7 protein-coding genes are annotated in these 21692 nt (G+C 54.4%); all 7 read right to left on the bottom strand.

All coding sequences use genetic code 11. The features are described 5' to 3' along the window. Positions 1-30: 30 nt before the first annotated feature. From OCV59_RS09975 to OCV59_RS09945, 7 genes are read right to left on the bottom strand one after another with little or no spacing between them, the layout of a single operon-like run. Positions 31-6849, bottom strand: coding sequence for a non-ribosomal peptide synthetase (locus tag OCV59_RS09975; RefSeq protein WP_147594331.1), 6819 nt, complete (start codon positions 6847-6849; stop codon positions 31-33). Positions 6850-6866: 17 nt separating this feature from the next. Then, the gene (locus OCV59_RS09970) at positions 6867-7610 is read right to left on the bottom strand and encodes a thioesterase II family protein (protein ID WP_147594330.1); all 744 of its coding nucleotides are present in this window, start codon (positions 7608-7610) and stop codon (positions 6867-6869) included. Between the two features lie 4 nt (positions 7611-7614). Further along, positions 7615-8646 (bottom strand): class I SAM-dependent methyltransferase, encoded by a 1032-nt coding sequence (locus OCV59_RS09965; protein WP_147594329.1) that lies wholly within the window; start codon positions 8644-8646, stop codon positions 7615-7617. Positions 8647-8699: 53 nt separating this feature from the next. Then, positions 8700-10982 carry a condensation domain-containing protein gene (locus OCV59_RS09960; protein ID WP_262584321.1) on the bottom strand — a complete coding sequence of 761 codons (2283 nt, stop codon included), beginning with the start codon at positions 10980-10982 and terminating at the stop codon, positions 8700-8702. Then, positions 10982-14851, bottom strand: a complete 3870-nt coding sequence (locus OCV59_RS09955; protein ID WP_147594327.1) for an AMP-binding protein — start codon at positions 14849-14851, stop codon at positions 10982-10984. Before OCV59_RS09955 ends, OCV59_RS09960 begins: the two co-directional genes overlap by 1 nt. A gap of 32 nt (positions 14852-14883) precedes the next feature. Beyond that, positions 14884-19284 (bottom strand): type I polyketide synthase, encoded by a 4401-nt coding sequence (locus tag OCV59_RS09950; RefSeq protein ID WP_147594326.1) that lies wholly within the window; start codon positions 19282-19284, stop codon positions 14884-14886. Positions 19285-19298: 14 nt separating this feature from the next. After that, positions 19299-21692, bottom strand: coding sequence for an ABC transporter permease (locus OCV59_RS09945; RefSeq protein ID WP_147594325.1), 2394 nt, complete (start codon positions 21690-21692; stop codon positions 19299-19301).

Genomic DNA, 21692 nt, shown 5'->3' with positions numbered 1-21692 from the left:
CGAAATTGCACATACCCACTGCACCGATACCTACATATTATCAAGGCGGCGCTCCAGCTCTGCGACTGTGATATCACTTTCCGCCGCAGCTGCCTCTATCACAGTCCTGAAATCAGATCTTATCACATCGATCTCGGCCTGTTCGAACATATTTTTCCTGTATCTGATGCTGATCGTCTTGCCCGGTTCCAGCGCCACCATGATATCTGCCGGAACGACTGCATCCGAATACCTGAAGTCCTCGAACACGCTGCCTGCCTGCGCTTTGCAGCTCGCGCCCGCATCACATCCGCAGCCATCTGCAACATTTTCCACATCAGCCGATGCGCTGTTGCCCCCGCTGATATCGTTTATCATGATATTGTACGGCATCAGCGAATAGTCCATGCCTTTGCCTGCCTTCTCCGCATACACGTTGAACGGCAGCGACGAATGCGCGAGACTTTCCTTTATATTCTGTCCGGTCTGGTAAACCAGCTCGGCAAATTTCATACTGCTGTCGGTATGCGTGCACTCCATCGAGCTCACCGCGAAGCAGCCTATCGTATTTTCGAATGCAGCCAGGTTCCTTCCCGCATATCCGAGTCCGACCGCAGTGTGGCGATCCTCGAAGTAGTATTTCATCAGCACGTTCACCGCTGCTGCGATACCGTCATAGATCGTGGACGAGCTTTCGGCACACATGCGCTCAAGCTGCTGCATCACTTTGCGGTCGATGCCGGTATCCACCGATGCGCCCCGGTAGTCACCCCATTCGCCTGAAGCTTCCGTGAATCTGTGCGGAGTCAGCCTGTCGAGCTCTTTTTTCCAGAATTCGAAATCATCGCTGAACGAACCTGCCGCAAGGCTTTCCTCCTGCCATACCGTATAATCATTGTACAGCATCCTGCCTTCACGCGCCACCGCTTCATCCGTTCCGGACATTTCCGGCGCATCCGGCACATCAGCCGCATCAGCTGCAGCGCCTTTGCCCGGCACTCCCGACTCTCCCGGCATTCCAGCCGCGCTGCCGCTTTCCGTATAATAGCCCTCGAGCTCGTCGAGCAGCAGCTTCACCGAATGCGCGTCGGAAATTATGTGATGTATGCCGAACGCGACTACAGCCTTTCCGTCGGCAGTCTCCGCCGAGCGGAATGAGAACAGCGGGAAGCTGTCGAAGCTGTACGCCTCTTTTCTCACCGTTTCCTCGAGCTCTGCCCTGACATCATCAATACCCGCATCCGTTTTCACATGCTGTACCTCGTACTCAAACGGTTCTTCATATCTCAGATACGGCTCGTAGTTTTCCTCGAAGATCCTCGTCCTGAGCTCCGGATTGCTGCTTATCAGCCTGTTCACCGCAGTTTCCATGCGCCTGTGATCGAAGCTGCCGCTGTCGATCGTGAAGCTTCCCGCCAGCATGAATATCTCCGACGAATGCTGCATCTGCGCAGCCTTTGCCTGGAACCACATGCCCTTCTGGATCAGTGAAAGATCCATCCTGTCGCTGATCTCATTGTGTCTCGCCTCGACGATGACTTCCGCACCCTCGCCTATATGCTCCGCGAGCTTTTCCACGGTCGGGAACCTGAATATATCGGTGAGCTGCACGTTCGGATCGACTTTCTCGGTGATCTCGTGGAGCAGCTTTATCGCCTTGAGCGAATCTCCGCCGGCTCTGAAGAAATTGTCGCCGGCTGTGATATCCGAACGGTTCAGGTTGTCTCTGTATATCTCCATCAGCGCCGATTCGATGCGGTTCAGCGGTCTGTCAGATGTCGCCTTTTCTGCCATCAGCGCCTCGGTGTCGATCTGCGAAGCCAGCTTTTTCCTGTCGATCTTGCCGTTCGATGTCACCGGCATCTCGCTCACCCGCGTGTAAACTGCAGGCAGCATGTATTCAGGCAGCTGCTTTTCCAGCTCTTCTCTGAGCGCTTTCTCGTCAAAGCCCTCGCCTGCCGCGTAGAACAGCGCGATCATGCCGGCCTCCTCGGAATACACCGCGACAGCCGAGCTCACCTTATCGACGCGCAGACAGCATGTCTCTATCTCGCCGAGTTCGATACGCTTGCCGTTTATCTTGATCTGATCGTCGTTCCTGCCGAGGATATCTATCTCACCGTTCGGAAGGTATTTGCCGAGATCGCCCGTATTGTACATCAGATTTCCCGTGTACGGGTTCGTTATGAACACCTGCTTCGTCTTTTCCTCTTCCTTCAGGTATCCACGACTGACATTGATGCCCTCCGTGTACATCAGTCCCTGCACGTCGCACGGGCAAAGCTGCAGATCGTCGTTCATCACAAAGTATTTCACGTTATCCACGCCTCTGCCCTGCGGGATCCTGTCTCGCTTCTGGTCTTCCTCCTGATATTTGTGGTATATCGACCAGATCGTCGCCTCGGTAGGTCCGCCTACATTGTATATCTCTATCTCCGGATTCAGTTTCCTGAGTCTCGTTGGTATGCTCTTTTTCAGCTTTTCGCCGCCCATCAGTATCACTCTGAGCGATGTTATGTCGGCATCGCCGGAATAGTCCGCCGCCGTCAGCATCATTTCAGTGATAGCCGGCACTGAGTTCCAGAGCGTCACCTTGTGATCTCTGGTTATTTTGAGCCAGTTGTCCGGATCCTTCGTCTTGTCCTTGTCAGGCAGCACGACAGCAGCGCCCTCCGCCAGTATGCCGAATATATCGTATATCGACATATCGTGGCACAGGTTCGTGAGCGATATCATCCTGTCAGTCTCTGTCAGATGCAGCAGTTTCCTGGTGAAAGCCATACAGTTTATCAGTCCCGCCTGATGGAGCATAACGCCTTTCGGCATACCCGTCGAGCCTGATGTGTAAATGATCCCGTAAAGGTCGTCCAGGCTGTATTCAGGTCTCACGAATCCATTTTTGCCCGGCACTTCACCCGGCGTCATTTCGCCGGTATCCACTACGATACACGTATCCTTTATCTCAGGATATGTCGCAAGCATCTGGTGGTCAGTCAGTATCGCAGCCGCCTCAGTCTGCTCGAAGCAGTACGCGATCCTCGACGACGTGTTCTGTGTATCGAGAGGCACGTATGCCGCTCCGCAGAGCACCGTTCCTATCACGGATGCGACCTGATCGAAGCACTTGTCCATCAGGATCACCGCTCTGCCGCCCTGTCTGAGGCCGAACTCCTGCAGCTTCGCCGCGATCTCGTACGATCTGCCGAGCAGCTCGTTATAAGTGTATTCTCTGCCGCACGATATCACTGCGACATTTTCCCCGTGTGCAGCAAAGCTGTCGAGCAGCATCTCCGCCAGCGGTCTGTACTCCACTTCCGTCACAGGTCCTGCAGCCGAATCCAGATCGACAGGGAAAGCGCTGACAGGCTCGATCGCCGTGTTATCCCACGCGTCATCGTGGAGCGCCAGCCTGCGTATCTCGGATACGAGCGTGTCTATCATGGCGTTCACAGTGTGATCCTCGAAAAGATCAGCCACATAGTCCCAGCTGAACTGGATCCTGCCGCCGCTTTTCAGCACGATGGCGTCTATCCACACCTGACTCGTATGAGTCTGGAAAAATACCTTTTTCACGTATTCGTAGCTGTGCTCCGGCACGTCCACAAGGCTCGTGAACACCACAGGTGTAGCGTTGCCCAGCGTCCCTCTCTGCTTCGACATCTCGCGGATCACATCCATGCCGCTGAACAGGCTGTTGCCGATCAACTGCTCCATGTGTTCCTGGTTCCTGTGCGCCTCCTGCCCGAATCCGAGCGTGCGGTCGTACTTCATGTCGAATATGATGAAGTCCGTGCAGATGCCGAATGTGTCCTCAAAATCCGCCTGTTCGAAGAATCTCTTTATCATCGGGATGTTTATCACGAATCGGTTCTGTCTGCTCCATCTCGCGAGCACCCTGCCGAACACCGTCATCATAGCGTTCGACGTCGTGATACCGTGCACTTTGCACTTCTTCTCGAAAGCGTTCCACTCGTCCATCCCCATGTATCTGTCGAGGTTCTTTATGGACGGATCGCAGATGTCGTCTGCCGCCTTTTTCAGCGGAAGCTCCGGCACTCCCGGAAGCTCCGGCAGCCTTTCCATCCAGAAATCCCTGGCCTTTTCATAAGCCTCGCCCGTCTTGAGACTGTTCACGAAGTTGACGTAGTCTCTGAACAGGTACTTCTCCTCCGCAAGCTGCTGCGTTTCGTCTTTCCACAGCGCGTCGAAATCGCGGAGCAGTATGTCCTGGCTCCAGCCGTCTGCCACGAAGCCGTCGAGGTACAGTCCGACTCTGGCGCTGTCGTCTCCGGTCAGCACCACCGTGACTCTCGCCAGCGGGCTGTCCGTGTAATCTATATCTATGCTGTTTATCACTTTTCTCGCAGCCACGATCGTGCGCTGCTTTCCTTCTTCGTCGAGCTGTGAAGCGTCTGCGAACGTTATCATGTCTTCCGTTATGATCTGCTGCGGCACGATCCTCTGTGTTCCCTCGTCGGAAACTCTGAGTCTGAGCGCATCGTGGGCTTCTGTGATCCTGTTGAGGACTCTCACGAATTTCGCCTTGTCGAAGTCCTTGATGTCTACTTCTATGTAAAGGTGCGTAGGCGTCGTACCGAGGTGCATGTTGTCCATACGTCCGAAGTAATATGCCTGCTGCATGCCTGTGAGCGGGAAGTCGTCGAATCTGTGCTCTCTGTCGCTTGCAAAGCTGCACGTCTCCGCCGGCTCCACTTCTGCTCTTATCATCGCGAGCAGGTCGCCGAAGCTGTTCTTCTTCTGGAAGTCTATGAACGAGATGTTCACTCCGAATTCTTCTTTTATCTTCTTCAGCATCACAAGGCTCATTATCGAGTGGCCGCCGAGCTCGTTGAATGTCTCGTCAGCTCCGAAATCAGGATCCACGTCGAGCACTTCCGCCCAGATGCTCCTGACTTTGCTTTCGATGCTGCCCGCAGCATTTCCACCGTTTCCTGCACCGCCGGCACCTCCTGCTTCTCTGCCGTTTCCTGCCGCCTGTGCAGCCGGTCCCGCTTCTGCTCTTATCATCGCAAGCAGATCACCGAAGCTGTTCTTCTTCTGGAAGTCTATGAACGAGATGTTCACTCCGAATTCTTCTTTTATCTTCTTTAGCATCACAAGGCTCATTATCGAATGACCGCCGAGCCCGTTGAACGTCTCGTCAGTTCCGAAATCGGGATCCACATCAAGCACTTCCGCCCAGATGCTCCTGACTTTGCTTTCGATGCTGCCCGCAGTGCTTCCGCTGTTCCCACCGTTTCCGGCGCCAGCGGCACCGCCCGCTTCGCCGCCTGCGGCTCCTGCCGTGACGTTCTCACCAGCCCCTGCACCTGCCGGCGCGCTGCTTCTTTCCTTGTCGAGCATGACCTCCAGCGCTCTCCTGTCGATCTTATGGTTCGCAGTCACCGGTATCTCGCTGACACACAGCCACTTGCCCGGCACCATGTACTCAGGCAGGAACTCCAGGCTGTACGATCTCAGGCGTTCTCTGCCTATCTCTCCGCCGTCCGCCGGTACGTAAAAGCATGCGATGTATCCGCCGGTCTCCCTCTTGTGGTAAAGCACCGCGCAGTCCGCGATCTCCGGCATTTCCATCAGATGATGCCTTATCTCGTCAAGCTCTATCCTGAAGCCTCTGTGCTTGATCTGAAAATCCTTTCTTCCCGAGCACAGGATATAACCTTCCTCTGTCCACATGCCGACGTCTCCCGTCTTGTACATGATCTTGTCCGGATCGAGCACTGACGGAACGAACGCCTTCGCCTGCTGCTCCGGCTCGTTGAGATATCCCTTCGCCAGATGCACGCCCGTCACGCAGATCTCGCCTTCCTCGCCGATGTCCGCGATCGTGCCGTCTTCCCTGAGGATCAGCACCTTCGTGTTGTATATCGGCCTTCCGATCGGTATGTCGTCGTACTCGCCGTCGAGCTTTATGATCGTCGAATACACGGACGCCTCGCTCGGGCCGTACGCATTGAATATCTGATATGATTTCTTTCTGTATTTGAGCATCTTCTCCCCGCCTGCGATCAGCGTGTGCAGCACGGGGTTCTCAAGATCGATGAAATGATGATACAGCGTAGTCGGCAGCTCCTGTATGGTTATGCCGTTTTCGATCATGTATCCGTTCAACGTAAAGATGTCCGCCTTCATCTCGTCCGGGATGAAATGTATCTTCGCGCCTGCCATCATGAACGGGAACATATCTATGATCGAAGCATCGAAGCTGCAGTTGTGCACGGCGCACGTGCTGTCATCCGGAGTTATGTCAAAGTACAGTCTGCAGCACCAGCACAGATTTCGCAGTCCCAGATCGGGTGAAAGTACGCCTTTCGGCTTTCCGTTCGAGCCGGACGTGTGTATGATGTAGGCGATGCTGTCATCAGTTCTTCCTGACGGTGTAAAGCCGCAGTCTGCCTTTTCCAGCTCGCTCATCGTCCGTATGAGCACCTTGTCTGCCGGCACACCGCACTTCGATGCGATCAGCTCCGCGTCAGCTCTGTTCTCCTCATCGGTGAGTATGAAGCCCGGCTTTACATTGGATACGATCTCCATGTTTCTCTTCACCGGAGTGTTCATACCCAGCGGCACGTAAGTCCTGCCCGCCTTTATTATTCCTGTCACGTATGCCAGACGCTCCGCCCTGTTTCCGACCAGGACGCACACGTTCTGGTCCTCTGCGGCTCTCACGATATCGCTCACCGCGTTGGACGCAGCCTCGAGCTGCGCATATGTGAACACTCCGCTCTGATCCTTCGCCGCCACGCACTCTGCGTTTTCCGTGAAACGCTCATGCAGCAGCACATCGAGACTGCCCTTGTACCCGATCTCAATATCCGTATCGTTCCACTCGATCAACTTTTCGTTCATAACCAACCCTTTCTATGTCAAAGGGATATATGCTCTCTGATATATCCGATAACTTCATCTATATTGTCTTCTATGAAAAAATGCCCGCCTTCGAACTCTCTGAAGCAGGCTCCCGACTCGGTGCAGTTTTCCCACGAATGCATGCTTTCTATCGTCTCCATGGGATCCTCCGTGCCGCACAGCGCCGCGATCGCAGCGCCCGTCCTGATGCCGTCGTATTCGTAGTTCTCGCTCAGCGTGAAATCCGCCCTGAGCATCTTGAAAAATATCTCCATGAACTCGGGATACTGCAGTATCTCGCTGTTTTCATCTATCGCTCCGTAGTCCCTGACGCGTGCGAAAAACGCATCGTCGTCCAGATCCTCCGATCTGACTATGACTCTGTCGGCCTCGATGTCCGTCGAAGCGATGAATACAGTCTGCGCGTGCCGCCCTCTCCGCTCCAGCTCCTTGGACAGCTCGAATGCCAGCGTGCCGCCCAGACTGTGCCCGAACAGCGAGAACCTGCCGTCTTTCAGATATGGCTCGACCGCATCGGCTATCTCTCTCACGGCTTTCGGAAAATCAGTCATCAGATCCTCGCAGATGCGTTCCTCCCTGCCCGGCAGCTGCACGGGCAAGATCTCGAGATCCTCTCCCGCACTTTTCTGCCATCTGGAAAACGCACTCGCGCTGCCTCCGGCGTGAGGTATGCACACGAGCTTGTATCCGTCCTCCGTGATGCCGCGGCAGCAGCTGATATATGGTGTGCTGATCTCCATCGCGCTACCTCCATGCTCTGATGCTGAAACGCTCACAGCATTCGTTCTCTGCCGGAGACGCCACTGTCCTGTATCCGCGCTCCTCAGCCATGCCGCACACGTCTTTGATGAAGACTGCTTCTTCAGGGCACTTTTCTCCAAAGAGCCTTTCCTTCAGCTCTCCGTGCAGCCTGCTCGTGAATCCTGTTATCTCGAGGCAGTCGGCATCGCTGTTCTCCTCGAGCAGCTTCGCGAAATCTGCAAGATCACCGCTGCTCATCTCAAGCTTCCTGTACTCAGGTGCTTCGTATTCGTCCAGGAATATCATCACGCCGTATCTGTAAAGGTTCATCTCCGTTTCGGCTTTTCCCTTTTTCATCATGAATTCGATGTGCTTTATCCTCGGATTCGCTGCAGCCAGATCTTCAAAGAACTTTTTCGGGATGTAAAACTCGAAGTCTTTCTTCTCTCTCGTCTTTATCTTTTCCCCGAGGTCGTCCACCGGTCCGCCCCACAGCTCTATCGTCCTGTAGAACATCTCCTGCAGCGCTGCTGACTTGATGTCTCCGAGGTATACCTTTCCGCCGTGTCTCACTCTGCTTATCAGCCTGTTCACATAATCCGCGAACATCTCCGCAGGTCCCATGTACTGAGTCGCGGAGTTTATGAAGCCGATGTCGAAATCATCGTATTCTATGGAATCTACGTCCTTCGCCTCCATCACCCCGAATCTGCTCATCGCCTTCTGCTTTTCCGAAAGATGGTTTTCTATGAATTTTATGCCCTCGGCAGAAAGATCGACTCCGTAATAGAAGTCCGCGTCCTCTGACAGCGGGAAATATATCATTCCCGTGCCGCACGCCACTTCCAGTATCCTGCCGTGATCGAACAGTCTGACGTTGTCCGCCGTCTCGTCTCTCCACTCGGACATCTGTTCTGTAGTATATGCGCTGCCGTCAAAAGAGCTGTTCCATCCGATGTGGTTCAGCTCGAAGCCCTCGTCGTCAGACAGCGCGTAAAGCTGATCGTACAGCGTCACTAATATTTCTGAATCCATGTTTATCTCCTTCCTGCCGGCCTGTCGTCTCGCCGGTCGGTCGATATATCTGTTTATAAAATACCTTCAGTCTGATCTATAAAGTCCGCTATCTCAGCAGGCGTACCCATGCGGAACATATCGAAGATCTTCAGATGCAGTCCGTATCTGCTGTTGAGCGCGAGCATCATGTCGTATATCTTCAGCCCTCCGCTCTCGTAAAAGTCCTCGAAGCACCCGCAGCTGCTGTTCTGCGTGATGTCGATCCACATATCGTTTATTTCTGACGCACGCTCGCTGACTTCTTTCGTTATGTAAAGCGCACAGTCGCGTCCGCTGCCTGCTTCGATGCGGAATCCCAGCTTTTCCGTGCCGCTGTACTCTGCGATATCTCTGATCGCCGCTTCATCCGCACCGGTCCCGCTGATGATGATGTCGCCCGAATTGTATTCTCTCTGCTCGAACCGCACGCTGCAGCCCGTCGCTTCCAGCTCATCCATGGCTTTCGCCGCGGCTGACACGAAATCTATCGTGTTCTTCTGGCGCATGCGCTCCGTATCCATCACGATGTCCGCATCCTCCATGAGAGCACGCATACCGTCACCTGCAGCTTTTGCGCCATCATACATGAGAACGAGCCTGCCGCCGTACGCCGAAAGGCTGACGTCCGCATCCGGATACTGCCCGGACAGCATCTCTCGCAGCTCGTCCAGATCGTATACCCTGCCGCCCTTTTTCATTAAATAAGTCCGGCTCTCACTGATGACGAGGCTGTTTTCGCTATTTATGTATCCGGTCTTTCCGGTCTCATACCACGCACCGTTTTCATCGACGATCACTCTGCCGTAAAAGCCTGCCGGTACCGGTCTGCCGAAGCTGTCGACGAGACATATATCGGCTCCGTCCGTATGCAGCCTGCCGCTTTCTGCGATATCCGTCTCCGCAGGTCTCAGACCTTCCGGGATCTCTCCGCTCACGTGTCCGACGCTGCGGCCCGAAAGCGTGAGTTCGCCGATCTTCATATCGCTGCCGCTCACCGCTCTTTCCAGCGCTTCCGCGTAAATGTCCGCGATATTTCTGATCGTTTCCGGCGCGAAGATCTTGGAATTGTACGATATGTACACGTTGAGACCGCTGCCTGTATCGTCGGCTCTCACGATCAGATCCATCAGGATCCTGCCGATGTCTCTGATGTTGTAGTCCTCTATGGAAAGCTTCACGCCGCCGACCTCATGCGCCATGCCGCCGTGCATGCTGCTGCTGTGGAACGCGAACATCACCTGATAGAGCGGGAACACGTTCTGCAGGTATTCGTACGGATATCTGCTCTGGATATCCATCGGTATGAACACTCCGTGCCCGAGATCCTCCTGCATCTGCTGCGCGTTTTCCACGATGTACCCGTCTATGCTGATTTCGTCTCTGCGATGGTAGACGAGCGGGAGGAATGCCGCAAAATCACCGACCAGGCCGCTGATCTTCTCGTCGCTCCTGTTGAACGAGGTCATAGCCATGACCATGTCTTTCCTGGATGACATTCCCGTCATCACGATGGAAAACACCGATGAAAGCACGTTGTACATATTGCATTTCAACTGCTTTGCCTTGTCGCTGATCTTCCTGTATCCTTCCTCGCCGATGGTGAATCCGTATGTTCCCTCCACATCTTCCCTGTCGCACGATCTGCTGTAGTCCGTCGGCATATCCAGGAATTTGTCTGTGCCGCGAAGCTTTTCGCACCAGTATTCTATGTCCTGTCTCCTGCGCTCCTGCATCTCCGGACGGTTCATGTCGCATGCGAAGCTGCCGTACTGGTACTCGCTCTTCTGCGCCGTGCCGTTCAGTATCCTGACGATGTCCTTGCACACTACGCCTATCGAGAATCCGTCCGCGATGATGTGGTGCATGAATATCAGCAGGCTGAAGCTCTGCTCTGAGTTTTTCATGATGCCGAACCGCACTCCGGTATCTCCTCTGACAAAATCGAATCCATAGTGGAAAAAGCTGTCGATGGTGCTTTCGTCCACGTCCTGTATGTACGGTCCGGATTCTCTGTCGAAGTACTGGAAATCCTCGCCGTTTATTTTCACGAATCTGTATCTGAACACGTCATGCATGTAAAGCAGCTGATCTATGATCTCTTCGACGCGCTCTCTCGTGATGCCGTCCATCTTGACGATGAACTTGAGGTTGAGCTCGCCTACAGCCGGCTTGCCTGCCGCGAGCCGCATCAGAAATGTCTTCTGATCGGGCATCAGCGGGTAGACTCCGTACTTCTCGCCGTCCGCCTTTATCCTGGCGAGCAGTGTCTCGCGCTGCTTCTCGTCGAGACGTGATATTTTTTCTATTATGTTCATCAGACCTTCCTTCTGTCTTTTCTTATCTTTCGTTTCTTTGCCGCGGTGCCGGCTGTACTGCCGGTCGTTCCGCCCGGCATGCCTGCTGTGCATGCTGAAGCTCCCTGCTTCGATGCGGCTCCTTCGCCGCGAGCTCCCGCGCCTGTGCCGATGCCGGCTGACGCGGCTCCGCCTGTTGCAGACTTATCTTCGCTGTTCTTTCGCATAAAGTCTGCCAGCTCTCTGACCGTCGAATACGTCATGATGTCCACAGGCCTCAGCTCCGCAGACAGCTGCTCCTTTATATCTGCCACCAGCCTGAATACCGTGAGCGACGTGCCTCCCAGATCGAAGATATTGTCATCGACCGAGATGTCCGGCACTCCCAGTGCATTTTCCCAGAGAGCCTTCAGCGTTGCTTCATAGTCTCCAGCTCCGGCCGCCTTCGCGTCCGGCACTATCCTGATGACAGTGTCCCTGCTCAGCTGCGGCACGACTCTGTCGACGCACGCCTTGGCCTTCTCCGCAGACGCTGCATCCTTTACAGTGATCTCCGGAACTTCCGCGAACTCGTCATCGGACATGTATGCGAACGACGGTGCCCCCGGATCTATCCCCGCAAGGCAGATGTCCGTATCGCTGTTTATCACGCTGTCGATGATGTCGATCCCCTCCTCAGGCGTGAAGCCCTGTAGGAACCCGTTCCTGTCAGTGTTGAAACTGCTTATGAAATCCTTCATCTCGTCTCTGCTCTTCTTCAGGTTCATCCCTGTACCGTTCCAGCCGCTGAAACCTATGTAGCGCAGCTTTCCTGACGTATCCCGCATGCACATGTTCCTGACGAGCAGGTTCGACGCCGCATACGCAGCCATGTTCACCATGCCGAAATCAGCTGCGACCGATCCCGACACGTACATCACACAGTCTCGCTCGGCTCTTATCTGCTCGAGGTTCTGTGCGCCTCTCAGCTTGACTTCGGAGCTTTCTATGTAAAGCTCGGTGTCGCCGTTCTGCGCCGCATACTTCACAGTATGCTCCTCGTCCTTCGGCACGGCTCTCGCCGCCAGGTCAAAGATCGCGGACACGCGTCCGCTGAGTTCCTGTTCTCCCGACGAGACAGCAGCTGCAGTGCTTTGCATATCAGTGATGTCGCACTGCCTGTAGCACAGCCTTCCGGCAGCCATCGCCGCCGTGATCGTCTCCGGCAGCCCGTGTGATCCGGTCCTGCCGATCTCACTGGCACCGGTGCCGTTCAGAGTGCCGTCACTGTGCTGCCCGCCGATACCGGCTCTGCCCGGGCCGTCCAAAGCCCTCCTGCCGAGCACCAGTATCCCTGCTTCCCTGTATCTTTCGAGCAGATATTCTGTCAGATGACAGCCTATGCCGCCGAAGCCGCCTGCGATCAGGATCACTGATCCCTTTCCCGCTAGCTCCGAAAACCTGTCGTCGCATTCCGCATTTATCGTCCTGTACGTCCTTATATATCGTATGCCGTTTTCGTAATACACCTCGTCGTACGCGTCTGCCGCCAGCGCCTCCTGCTCCAGCAGGCTTTTCGATCGATCGTCCATGTCGTCCATGAATACTGCTCTGAGCTGCAGCACGCCGTTTTCCAACGCCAGACTCTTCAGCACCGCCGGGAACGCATCGCCGATCAGATCGATTCCGCTTCTTCTGCGTCGGAGCGGGAAGATCACCTTCTTCACCTGGCCGTCCGGGTCGGTATCCGCATATTTTTTAAGCGCATCCAGGATCATGCTGTACGCATCCGCGAAGCTTTCCGCAGTCACATCGTAAAGCGCTGTGTCGATCTCCGCCGGATCATCCTCCTGCATCGTCACAGCTTTTGGCGACAGCTGCAGCTCCACTGCGAATTTCACGTTCCTGTCCTCGAGAGCATTGAGCAGAGACGTGAATGCCCCCTCCTCATATGCCTTTCTGAGACCGCTCTTCTGTTTCTTGCAGATGTCGGATCTCGGGAAATCCTCATCGCTGACCGGGATTATGTGATCGGCCGTTATCCCGCCCTTGATCTGGATCTCGCTCTTGATTTTCCTGATGAGCGTTTTCAGCGAAAGCCTCATGTTCTCGCGCAGCAGTTCCTCGTCCTGCGGCGTGAAGAACAGGATCACGCTCTCTCTGCCGTTTTCCATCACGGATATCACCGCCGTATTGCCTGCTCTGACGCCGTCCGCGTCATCGGCTATGGCCTCTATGTCCTGGATGTTGTAGTTGAGTCCGTTTATTATTATCAGCTCTTTTTCGCGTCCGGTGATCACGGCCCGGTTTCCGTCGATGTACGCCAGATCTCCCGTGATCAGGAACCCGTCTTCCGTGAAGGAGCGCGCATTCACCTGCGGATCGCCGTAGTACGAGGTGATGATCTGATCTCCTCGCACCTGCAGCTGTCCGGTCTGCCCTTTTTTCAGGACATTGCCGTCGCTGTCCGCGATACGCATCATCGTGCCCGGCATCGGCTCTCCGACAGGTACATATCTGTCATCGTCAGACGTCGTCTCCAGACTGAAGCTGTTGTGATACGTTATCGACGATGTAGTTTCCGTCATCCCGAAGGACGGCTTGAGACCGCGCTCAGGGAATCCGTATTTTTTGAGCTTTTTAAGGAAAAGTCTCAGAGATCTGCTGACGTTCATCTCTCCGCCTGCGTAAACATTCGTCGCATGGCTCAGATCCCAGCCGTAGTCGGTGCCGTCATCCATCGCCTCTGCGACCATCGGGTATGCGAAATTCGGAGCCCACGAGGTAGTGCTGACAAACCTGTGCATATAGGCAGGCAGTCTCAGCGGGTCTCTCAGTATAACCGAGGTGTCCGCCTGCACCTGGAACGCATCGAGGTACACGTCTCTGATGTGCGACCAGATCAGTCCCGCCGCGTGGGTGAGGTTCATCCAGTTGAAATCCGACACCTTCTCCGTCAGACCGTACATCTGTATCTCGCCGAGCGTCCTCGCAAAGACGTTGTCCTGTGACAGCCCCACGCCTTTCGGCGCTCCGGTGCTCCCCGACGTGAACAGGTATATGCACGCCTCGTCCGCAGGCAGAGGCTCCGGGATCTCCCGGAGCATTTCATTCTGATACAAAGTCTGCGCATCGATCGCCCTGCTTTCCAGTGAATTCTGCTCTATAAAGTCCGCCACTTCACCTGTATGCTCAGGTCCGGTCAGCATCACGGATCTGCCGAAAGCTCTGCAGATCTGCATCAGCTTCTGACTGCCGACGCTCTCGCTCATATATCCGTCCGGCACGTCGACCGGTACAGCGACCGCACCTCTCAGCATGCACGCCCAGAAGCTTTCGATGAACAGCTTCCTGTCATCGATCTGGAATATCACGATATCGCGCTTTCCGATCCCTTCTTTCGCCATGCCTGCCGCGATGCGTAGCGCATTTTCACACATCTCGCCATATGTCGACTCACGCTCGCGTTCTTCATCTATGTAGATGATCTTCTGTGTGCTGCTTTTGCGCATCATCAGCAGCTCCGAAAGCGTCGCGGCGATGCGCTGCGACCAGTCGATATCCCCGCCGTACACAACTGCATCCTCGTCCGATTCGAGAACGCAGTCCTCTGCAGCGCGCGCTCCCGCGGCTTTCAGAAATCCGCCCGAAGTGTTCCTGAACGAGACCCCGATCTCCGCACCCGTCACTCCCGCCTGCGCGAGCTCACGCTGCAGCTTTGCACAGATATCAGACGAAAACACGAAGCCTTCCGCTCTGTCCGTATCCGCCAGCGACGGCACTCTCACCTGTGTGAGACTGCCGCCATCCTTAAGCTCTGACGGGATCTCTTCAAATGGTATGCTGCGGTCAGAAACGAAATATCTGACGCCGTTTTTTATGAATGAATCTTTGATCACTGTCTTTTCCATGTTTCTTCCAAGTTCCTTATAATCAGGTCCTGCTATATTTCATCCAGGAGATCCTCAAGGCTGAGCATCTCCTCTTTTTCTGACGCTTCCTCTTCGGTCTTCAGCGACTTGAAGTTTTCGAGGGCGTCCGATATCTCTCTTATCGTGGAAAGTCCATACATGTCGCTGAGCTGCACGTCCAGTCCGAGGCTGTTTCTTATCCTCGATGCGATCATCATCGCCATCAGCGAATCCATGCCGAAATCATACAGGTCGTCATCCAGTCCGAGGTCTTCCCCGACCGTCTCCTTTATGATGCCTGCGATCACTCTGTCGTTGTCGCTGCGGTACTCTGCCGCTCTGTCAGTGCCGCCTTCAGACTTTCCTGCCGCTCCGGTGCCTCCCGCACCACCGGCACAGCCCGTGCTGATGCCTGTCACACGGTCGTACTTCGACAAGTCTGTATCTTCATCGTAAAATTCTATCCTTACATTGCTCTTCTTTGCTGCGAGCTCCAGGTAGTTCCTGTTTTTCTCTCTGCTCCTGAGCACATCGCTTCCTGCCTTCGGATCGCTGAGACCCGCCGCATTCGCCGTTCCGCCCTGAGAGTTCTCCACTCCGGCATCATCGCCGCCTGCCGTCTTCATCACGAACAGGTACGCGTTCGACTTGCCATCTTCAGGGATGCTGATGACATCATCGTAGCCGCAGTCGGACAGTATCGCCCGCCAGCCTTCCACCGGCAGCGTGATCCTGTCTCTCTCAGGATCTCCGTAATAGTTCCACCATCCCGGCGCATATCCGAATATCATGTTCAGCATATCGCTGCCTCCACACGTCTGGACGAACGAGAAATATCCACCGTCAGACAGGAGCCACTTTATATTGCCTATCGTCTTCCTTATATCCGTCGTAGCCTGGATCACGTCGTACAGCAGGATCACGTCGAAGTATCTCTCTGTGAAGCCCTGCGCAGCCGGATCCTCGCTTATATCGATCACGCCGTATCTCATCATGTCCGCATGCTCAGGTTTTTCGTTCGCCTGTCTTTCGAGCACGAGAGATCTCTTTATATCTGTGAACCAGTATTCGCAGTCGCAGCCCTCGAGCATCGGCAGTATGCGGTCGGTCATCTCGCCGGAGCCCGCTCCGACCTCGAGTATCCTGACTTTCCTGTCAGCCTTCGCCGCTCTCGCGACAGTCTCCGCCAGCGCATCTATACAGCTGTCAGTGTAGCTGTACGCAGGCATCCTCTTTTCGAAGCTGTCCAGGAAATCGAATCTGCCGTCATGGTAGATCACCGTGCTGCCCTCGCGCTCGCCTCTGAACACTTCGCCGTAAAAATCCGAAGCGTACACAGCCAGCTCCATGTATGCGCAGCAGTCCGGCAGCCTTTCCGCACACTCTGCAAGCACCGTGCGCTTGTCAGGCAGCTCCGCGCCCTTTTCCATAAATCTCAGCAGCCCATGGTCATCCGCCGCATATCCGTTCTCACGCATGAACTTCACGAAGAAATCCACGAACGGAACGTACTTTTCGATCACGCCGCCCATATCCAGCAGCTTCCCGAATGTGTAGACTCCGCCTGCATCGAAGCCGTCAAGGCTTCTGAAGTAATCCATTATGCAGGCCGCCGTGAGCCTGTCGGCCATCTCGTCGTATCCCGGGATATCCTTGAGCAGAGTCACGCCTCTGCCGCTGAAATACTTCTCCCTGTACTCTTCCTTCGTACGCTCGAGATCCTCATAGATCCCCGCCGTGCTGAAGCTGCCGTCGTATTTCTCCGACACATGCTCGAGGAAAACCACATCTCCCGCGTGGTTTTCCACGATATATCTGCTCTTCTCTATATTCTTCTCGTCAAGACCGCCTGCTACCGCGAGCGTACCTGTGTCTGCCGCGCGCTGCGCCTTTTCCGAAAACTCCTTCACATAGCGGCTGCGCTCGAACGGGTACTCCGTGAGCTTGACTCTGTAAGGCTTCTCGTCGTAGAGCAGCTCCCAGTTTATCTGCTTTCCTGCGATCCACATGTTGCCGAGCAGCGAAAGCATGCCGCTGTAGAGATCGTCCGAAGCCGGCGAATCTGAAAATGCGAACGCTGTGTTCCACTTTCCGCCGTTTTTCGTCTTCCTCGTGATCGACGTCAGCATGTCTCCGAGTCCTATCTCGATAAAGATCGAGTCTTTGTCCTCTGCGATCCTCTGCACTGCGGCGTCGTATCTGACAGGCATGGAAAGGTGCGCTTTCCAGTACTCTGCGGTTTTCATCTCATCGCTGCTGCACGGTATGTCCGCGTATCCGGAATACTGATCGATCGCAAAATCGCCGAAGCTGATATCCGATATCGCCTCGCAGAAATCGTCCGCGATCTCGTCCATCAGATAGCAGTGGCCTGCCCTGTCCGCAGCTATGCGGCTGTATTTGAGGTCTGCATCGATGATGACTTTCTCGAATTCGTCTATCTTTTCACGCAGCCCCGACACCATGCATCGCGCCGGCCCGTTGTACGCGCCGATCACCACGCCGTCTGTCAGCATGCCGCTCACCTTTCCCGGGCTTTCCGCGATATTGATCATCGCGCCCTCCGGCAGTGTCTCGACGAGCTCCGATCTGATCCTGAGCATCCTCGAAGCATCTTCCACCGTCAGGATCCCCGAGATCACTGCCGCCGCGTATTCGCCATTGCTGTGACCTGTCACCGCGTTCGGCTTTATGCCGAATCTCGCCAGCGTGTTCGCCTGGGCGCACTCTATCGCGAGTATCAGCTGCAGTCCGTATACGTTGTCCATCTCGTCTGCCGCACGTTCCAGGAAAGCTTCGCGGATCCTGTCCGCTCCGGCTCTCTCGCACGCGTCCATCACGCTGTCCATCTCCGTTCTGAAAACGCTGCTGCTCCTGTAAAGCTTTCTCGCCGCCTCGATATCGAAGCTGCCCGCTCCGGAGAACACGAACACGGTCCTCTTTCCTGCAAATTCCGCAGTGTCGTGCGGTCGCCTCGATGTGACGACTCTCTTCCTGCTCCTGTCCGCTATCGCGAATGCTCTGTGCTGCAGCACGCGCCTGCCGCACTGGAGCGTGTATGCCGCGTCATCGAATCGCACGTCGTTTTCGGTCACATATGCTGCGACATCTTCCGATATCTTTTTCGCAGCTTCCTTCGAAGCTCCGCTGTATATGAACAGGTACGGCTTTGCCTCTTCCTCGCCGCGCTGTATGTCTTCCACGCATTCCCCAAGGACTGCCATCGCGTTCGCGCCGCCCATGCCTACCGCACCGCAGACTGCGATCCTCTGGCTGTCGCTTTTCCATTCCTCCGTCTTCGTGCAGACGGTTATCGCGCAGCCCGGTGTCTTCAGCTCGTCTGCCGGTTCACTGTGGTTTATGGTCGGGACGAAAGTCCTGTTCTCGAGCATAAGCGCGGTCTTGATCACGTTCGCCACGCCTGCCGCCATGTTCGTATGTCCTATATTGGACTTCACCGAACCTATCTTCAGCGGTCTCGAGCCGTAGACATTCTTCAGCATCCTCGCCTCGATCGCATCGCCCAGCTCCGTGGCTGTGCCGTGCGCCTCGTAGTATCCGACTTCGTCTTCGCCGACCTCGGAAACAGCGAGTACGCTCCTCATGCACTCCTCCTGTCCGAAAACGCTCGGTGCTGCAAAGCCCGCCTTGCGGCTGCCGTCATTGTTCACGAACGTGCCCTTTATGACTGCCACTATGTGGTCGTGATCCGCCACCGCATCCTCATATCTCTTCAGTACCACTACCCCTGCCGCCGATCCCGGCACCAGGCCGTCGGCTTTTTTATCGAACGGTCGTATCACTCCTGTTCCCGACTCTGTCGTCAGGTACGAAGGATAGCCTTCCTGTCTCAGCTCAGCCGTCACACCTCCGGAGACCGCCATGTCGCACTCGAAATTGAGCAGCGACTGGCATGCCTGGTGGATAGCATTGAGCGAGGACGCGCACGCGTACTCACTCATCACCGCAGGGCCTCTGAAGTCGAACTTGTATGCGATCTTCTCGGCTCTGGTGGCGATATGCACCTTGTTCAGCTGGTATGCATCGAACCAGTCTTCTCCGCTGTGTATTATGTTGTTCCACACATACGCACCGTTGTCAAAGCTGACGTACAGCCCCGTTCTCCCCCTGAACGCGAGACTGTCGTAGCCCGCGTTTTCCAGTGCGTTGTATGTAAGCTCCATCATGATCCTCTGTTCAGGATCGGAATCTCTCGCTTCCGCCGCCGGTATCCTGAAAAATCCGGCGTCGAAATCGTATATATCCCTCAGCACTCCGAATGCACCTACGAAAGTCCCGGTATCAGCTTCCGGCTTTCTGGTTATGCAGTTCTTTCCGGCTTTGAGGTTTTCCCAGAATTCGCTGACATTCCCCGCCTCCGGGAACCTGCCCGCCATTCCTATTATCGCTATGCTGTATTCGGATTCTGCCATTTACCTCTCCTTCGCTATTCGACCGCCTTGAGCGTCTCTATAGTGTTAAGCTTCTTGATCTTTCTTCTTACTGTCAGGTTCGCTATCAGCGAGTATACCAGTATCATGCAGAACGAGATGATCACATTCAGCAGTACCGGCGGCTTAGGATATGCGCATGTCGTTGTCTGTACCAGATCGAGCACGGAGAACAGCAGTCCTATGCCTGCCGGGATGCCCAGCAGTCCGCCGATCACCGACACGAACATGTTCTCTTTCACGAACACCTTGAATATCCTGCCGTTGCTGTAGCCTGTCGATTTCATCGTCGCCAGCACTCTCTTTCTTTCGATGTAGTTGATGTTCGAAATGCTCGATATCACTGCCAGCGATATCAGGAAGGCAACGATAGAAAGCACGATCGTATCCATTACTATCACCGAAGTGAATTCCACAGCATCAGCCTCGATATCGTCTATCATCCTTGCAGCTGACACCTCTTTCATATCGCCGAACTCTGCTGCAACATCTTTCGCCGAAGTTCCCTTTTCCACGTTCACGTACATGTTGAGCGGGTTCGGATCGATGTCATATGACTCCATGAATGCCTCTGTGCAGTAGATCTCCTGAGTGAGATACTGGTATGAGATATCGTTTATCTCAGCCTCGATGTCTGTGCTCTCATAGTTCGAATCTATCGTCCTGAGCTTTATCTTGTCGCCGGTCTTGTATCCATATTTGTTCGCGATGCTCTGCGATATCACGACGCCGTCATCCTTGAGATCGATGTTTTTGTCATTCTTGTCGAGTATCGAGATATAGTCCTCATAATCACCGTCGAATGATACGAGGCTCGCGTATATGATTTCTTCCGCATCGCCGCTTCCTACATGGACTTCACTCGGGATGCTCGTGTATGCGAGCGCTTTCGTTCCCTCAGGAAGCTCTATGTCTTTTACATCAGTGTAGTCGTACATGCCGCTGTCATTTCTGACCGCATAGTTGAAGTTGACCTCAACATCCGAGATCAGGATATCCTTGTACTGGATCTTCAGCAGCTCGTTGCATGAATCCTTGAGGCCGAATCCAACGACGATCAGCATCATGCTTCCTGTTATCCCGAGTATGCTGAGGAGTGTCCTCTTCTTGTTCGAGAAGATGTTTCTCATCGCCATCTTCGAATCTGTCTTCATAGATGACCAGAGGCCCGGGATCCTCTCCATCAGGATCTTATGATCCGCCTTCGGGCTCTTAGGTCTCATCGCAGATGCAGGACCTTCCTTGAGCGGCTTCCTGCATGAAAGAAGCGTCGCCACTGCAGCGATCGCCGACATCAGCAGTGCAGCCGGTATTATGTTCAGATAATGGAATCCGAAAGTCACCTCGGGAACGTCAAGCTGTCTGAGCAGCGCAGCTACCAGGATCCTCGGCATCACGATGTTTCCGATGACGCCGCCCACCACCGTTCCGAGTATGCTGACAGCGATCGAGTTGAACATGTAGTGTTTCACGATCATGCTCTTCCTGTATCCGAGCGCCTTCATGACTCCTATCTGCGTCCTCTGAGTATTGATGAGGTTGCTTATCGTTATGAAAAGTATCATCGCCGCGATCAGGAAGAAGATCACCGGGCATATGAATCCGAATCTCTTGTTCTGATCAACGTTGGCGCTGAATGATGCATAACCCGTGTTCATCTGTCTGTTTGCCGCGTTTATATAGTTATAGTCTCCAGTCTTGTCTTTTATCTCGTCCGACAGCTTGTAAACGTCTGTATCCTTGTCAGCCGTCACGATCACCTGATTGTAGTCGGGCTGCGCGCCGAACTCGGCCTTTATAGTATCAGTGTAAAAATACCCGATACCGTATGCCTCATGATCAGGGATGTCCGAAAGCGAGTTCGCCAGCTTGAGCATGTGCTCCACGCTTTCCACTGTTCCAACGACTTCCATGTCGATGTCGTAGCCTTCAAGGCTCACTGTCAGCTCGTCGCCGATCGAGATATCGTTAGCGTCCGCGTATTCTCTGTCCACGGTCATCTCGTGGTCGTTCTCAGGCAGTCTGCCCTTGCACACGTACGGCTCTGTTATATTCGAATCCTCGTCATAGCTCGTGAGCGTCAGCTTGGACTGATGTCCGTCATCGTAATCGACGCTGACGTCATACGTATATCTCGCTTCGATCTTGTCGACATCGTCGATGTCAAGGATCTCATCTGCCTGATCTTTTGTTATTCCCGAGTAGTACACCCAGAGATCCGGCATATTGTAGTCTTTGCAGTAAGTCTTCAGGTAGTTATCCATGAACGACGACGTCGTCGAAAACCCGAGAAACAGTGCCGTTCCAAGCAGGATAACGATAAATACCGAAATATACTGCAGTTTGTTTTTTAGTAGATCTCTTAATGATTTTTTATATATCTTTTTCAC

The organism is Brotomerdimonas butyrica, from assembly GCF_025567305.1.
Lineage (GTDB): Bacteria > Bacillota > Clostridia > Peptostreptococcales > Anaerovoracaceae > Lentihominibacter > Lentihominibacter butyricus.
The sequence above is the reverse complement of the archived record's forward strand: the minus strand, read 5'-3'. Positions and strand labels throughout refer to the sequence as shown.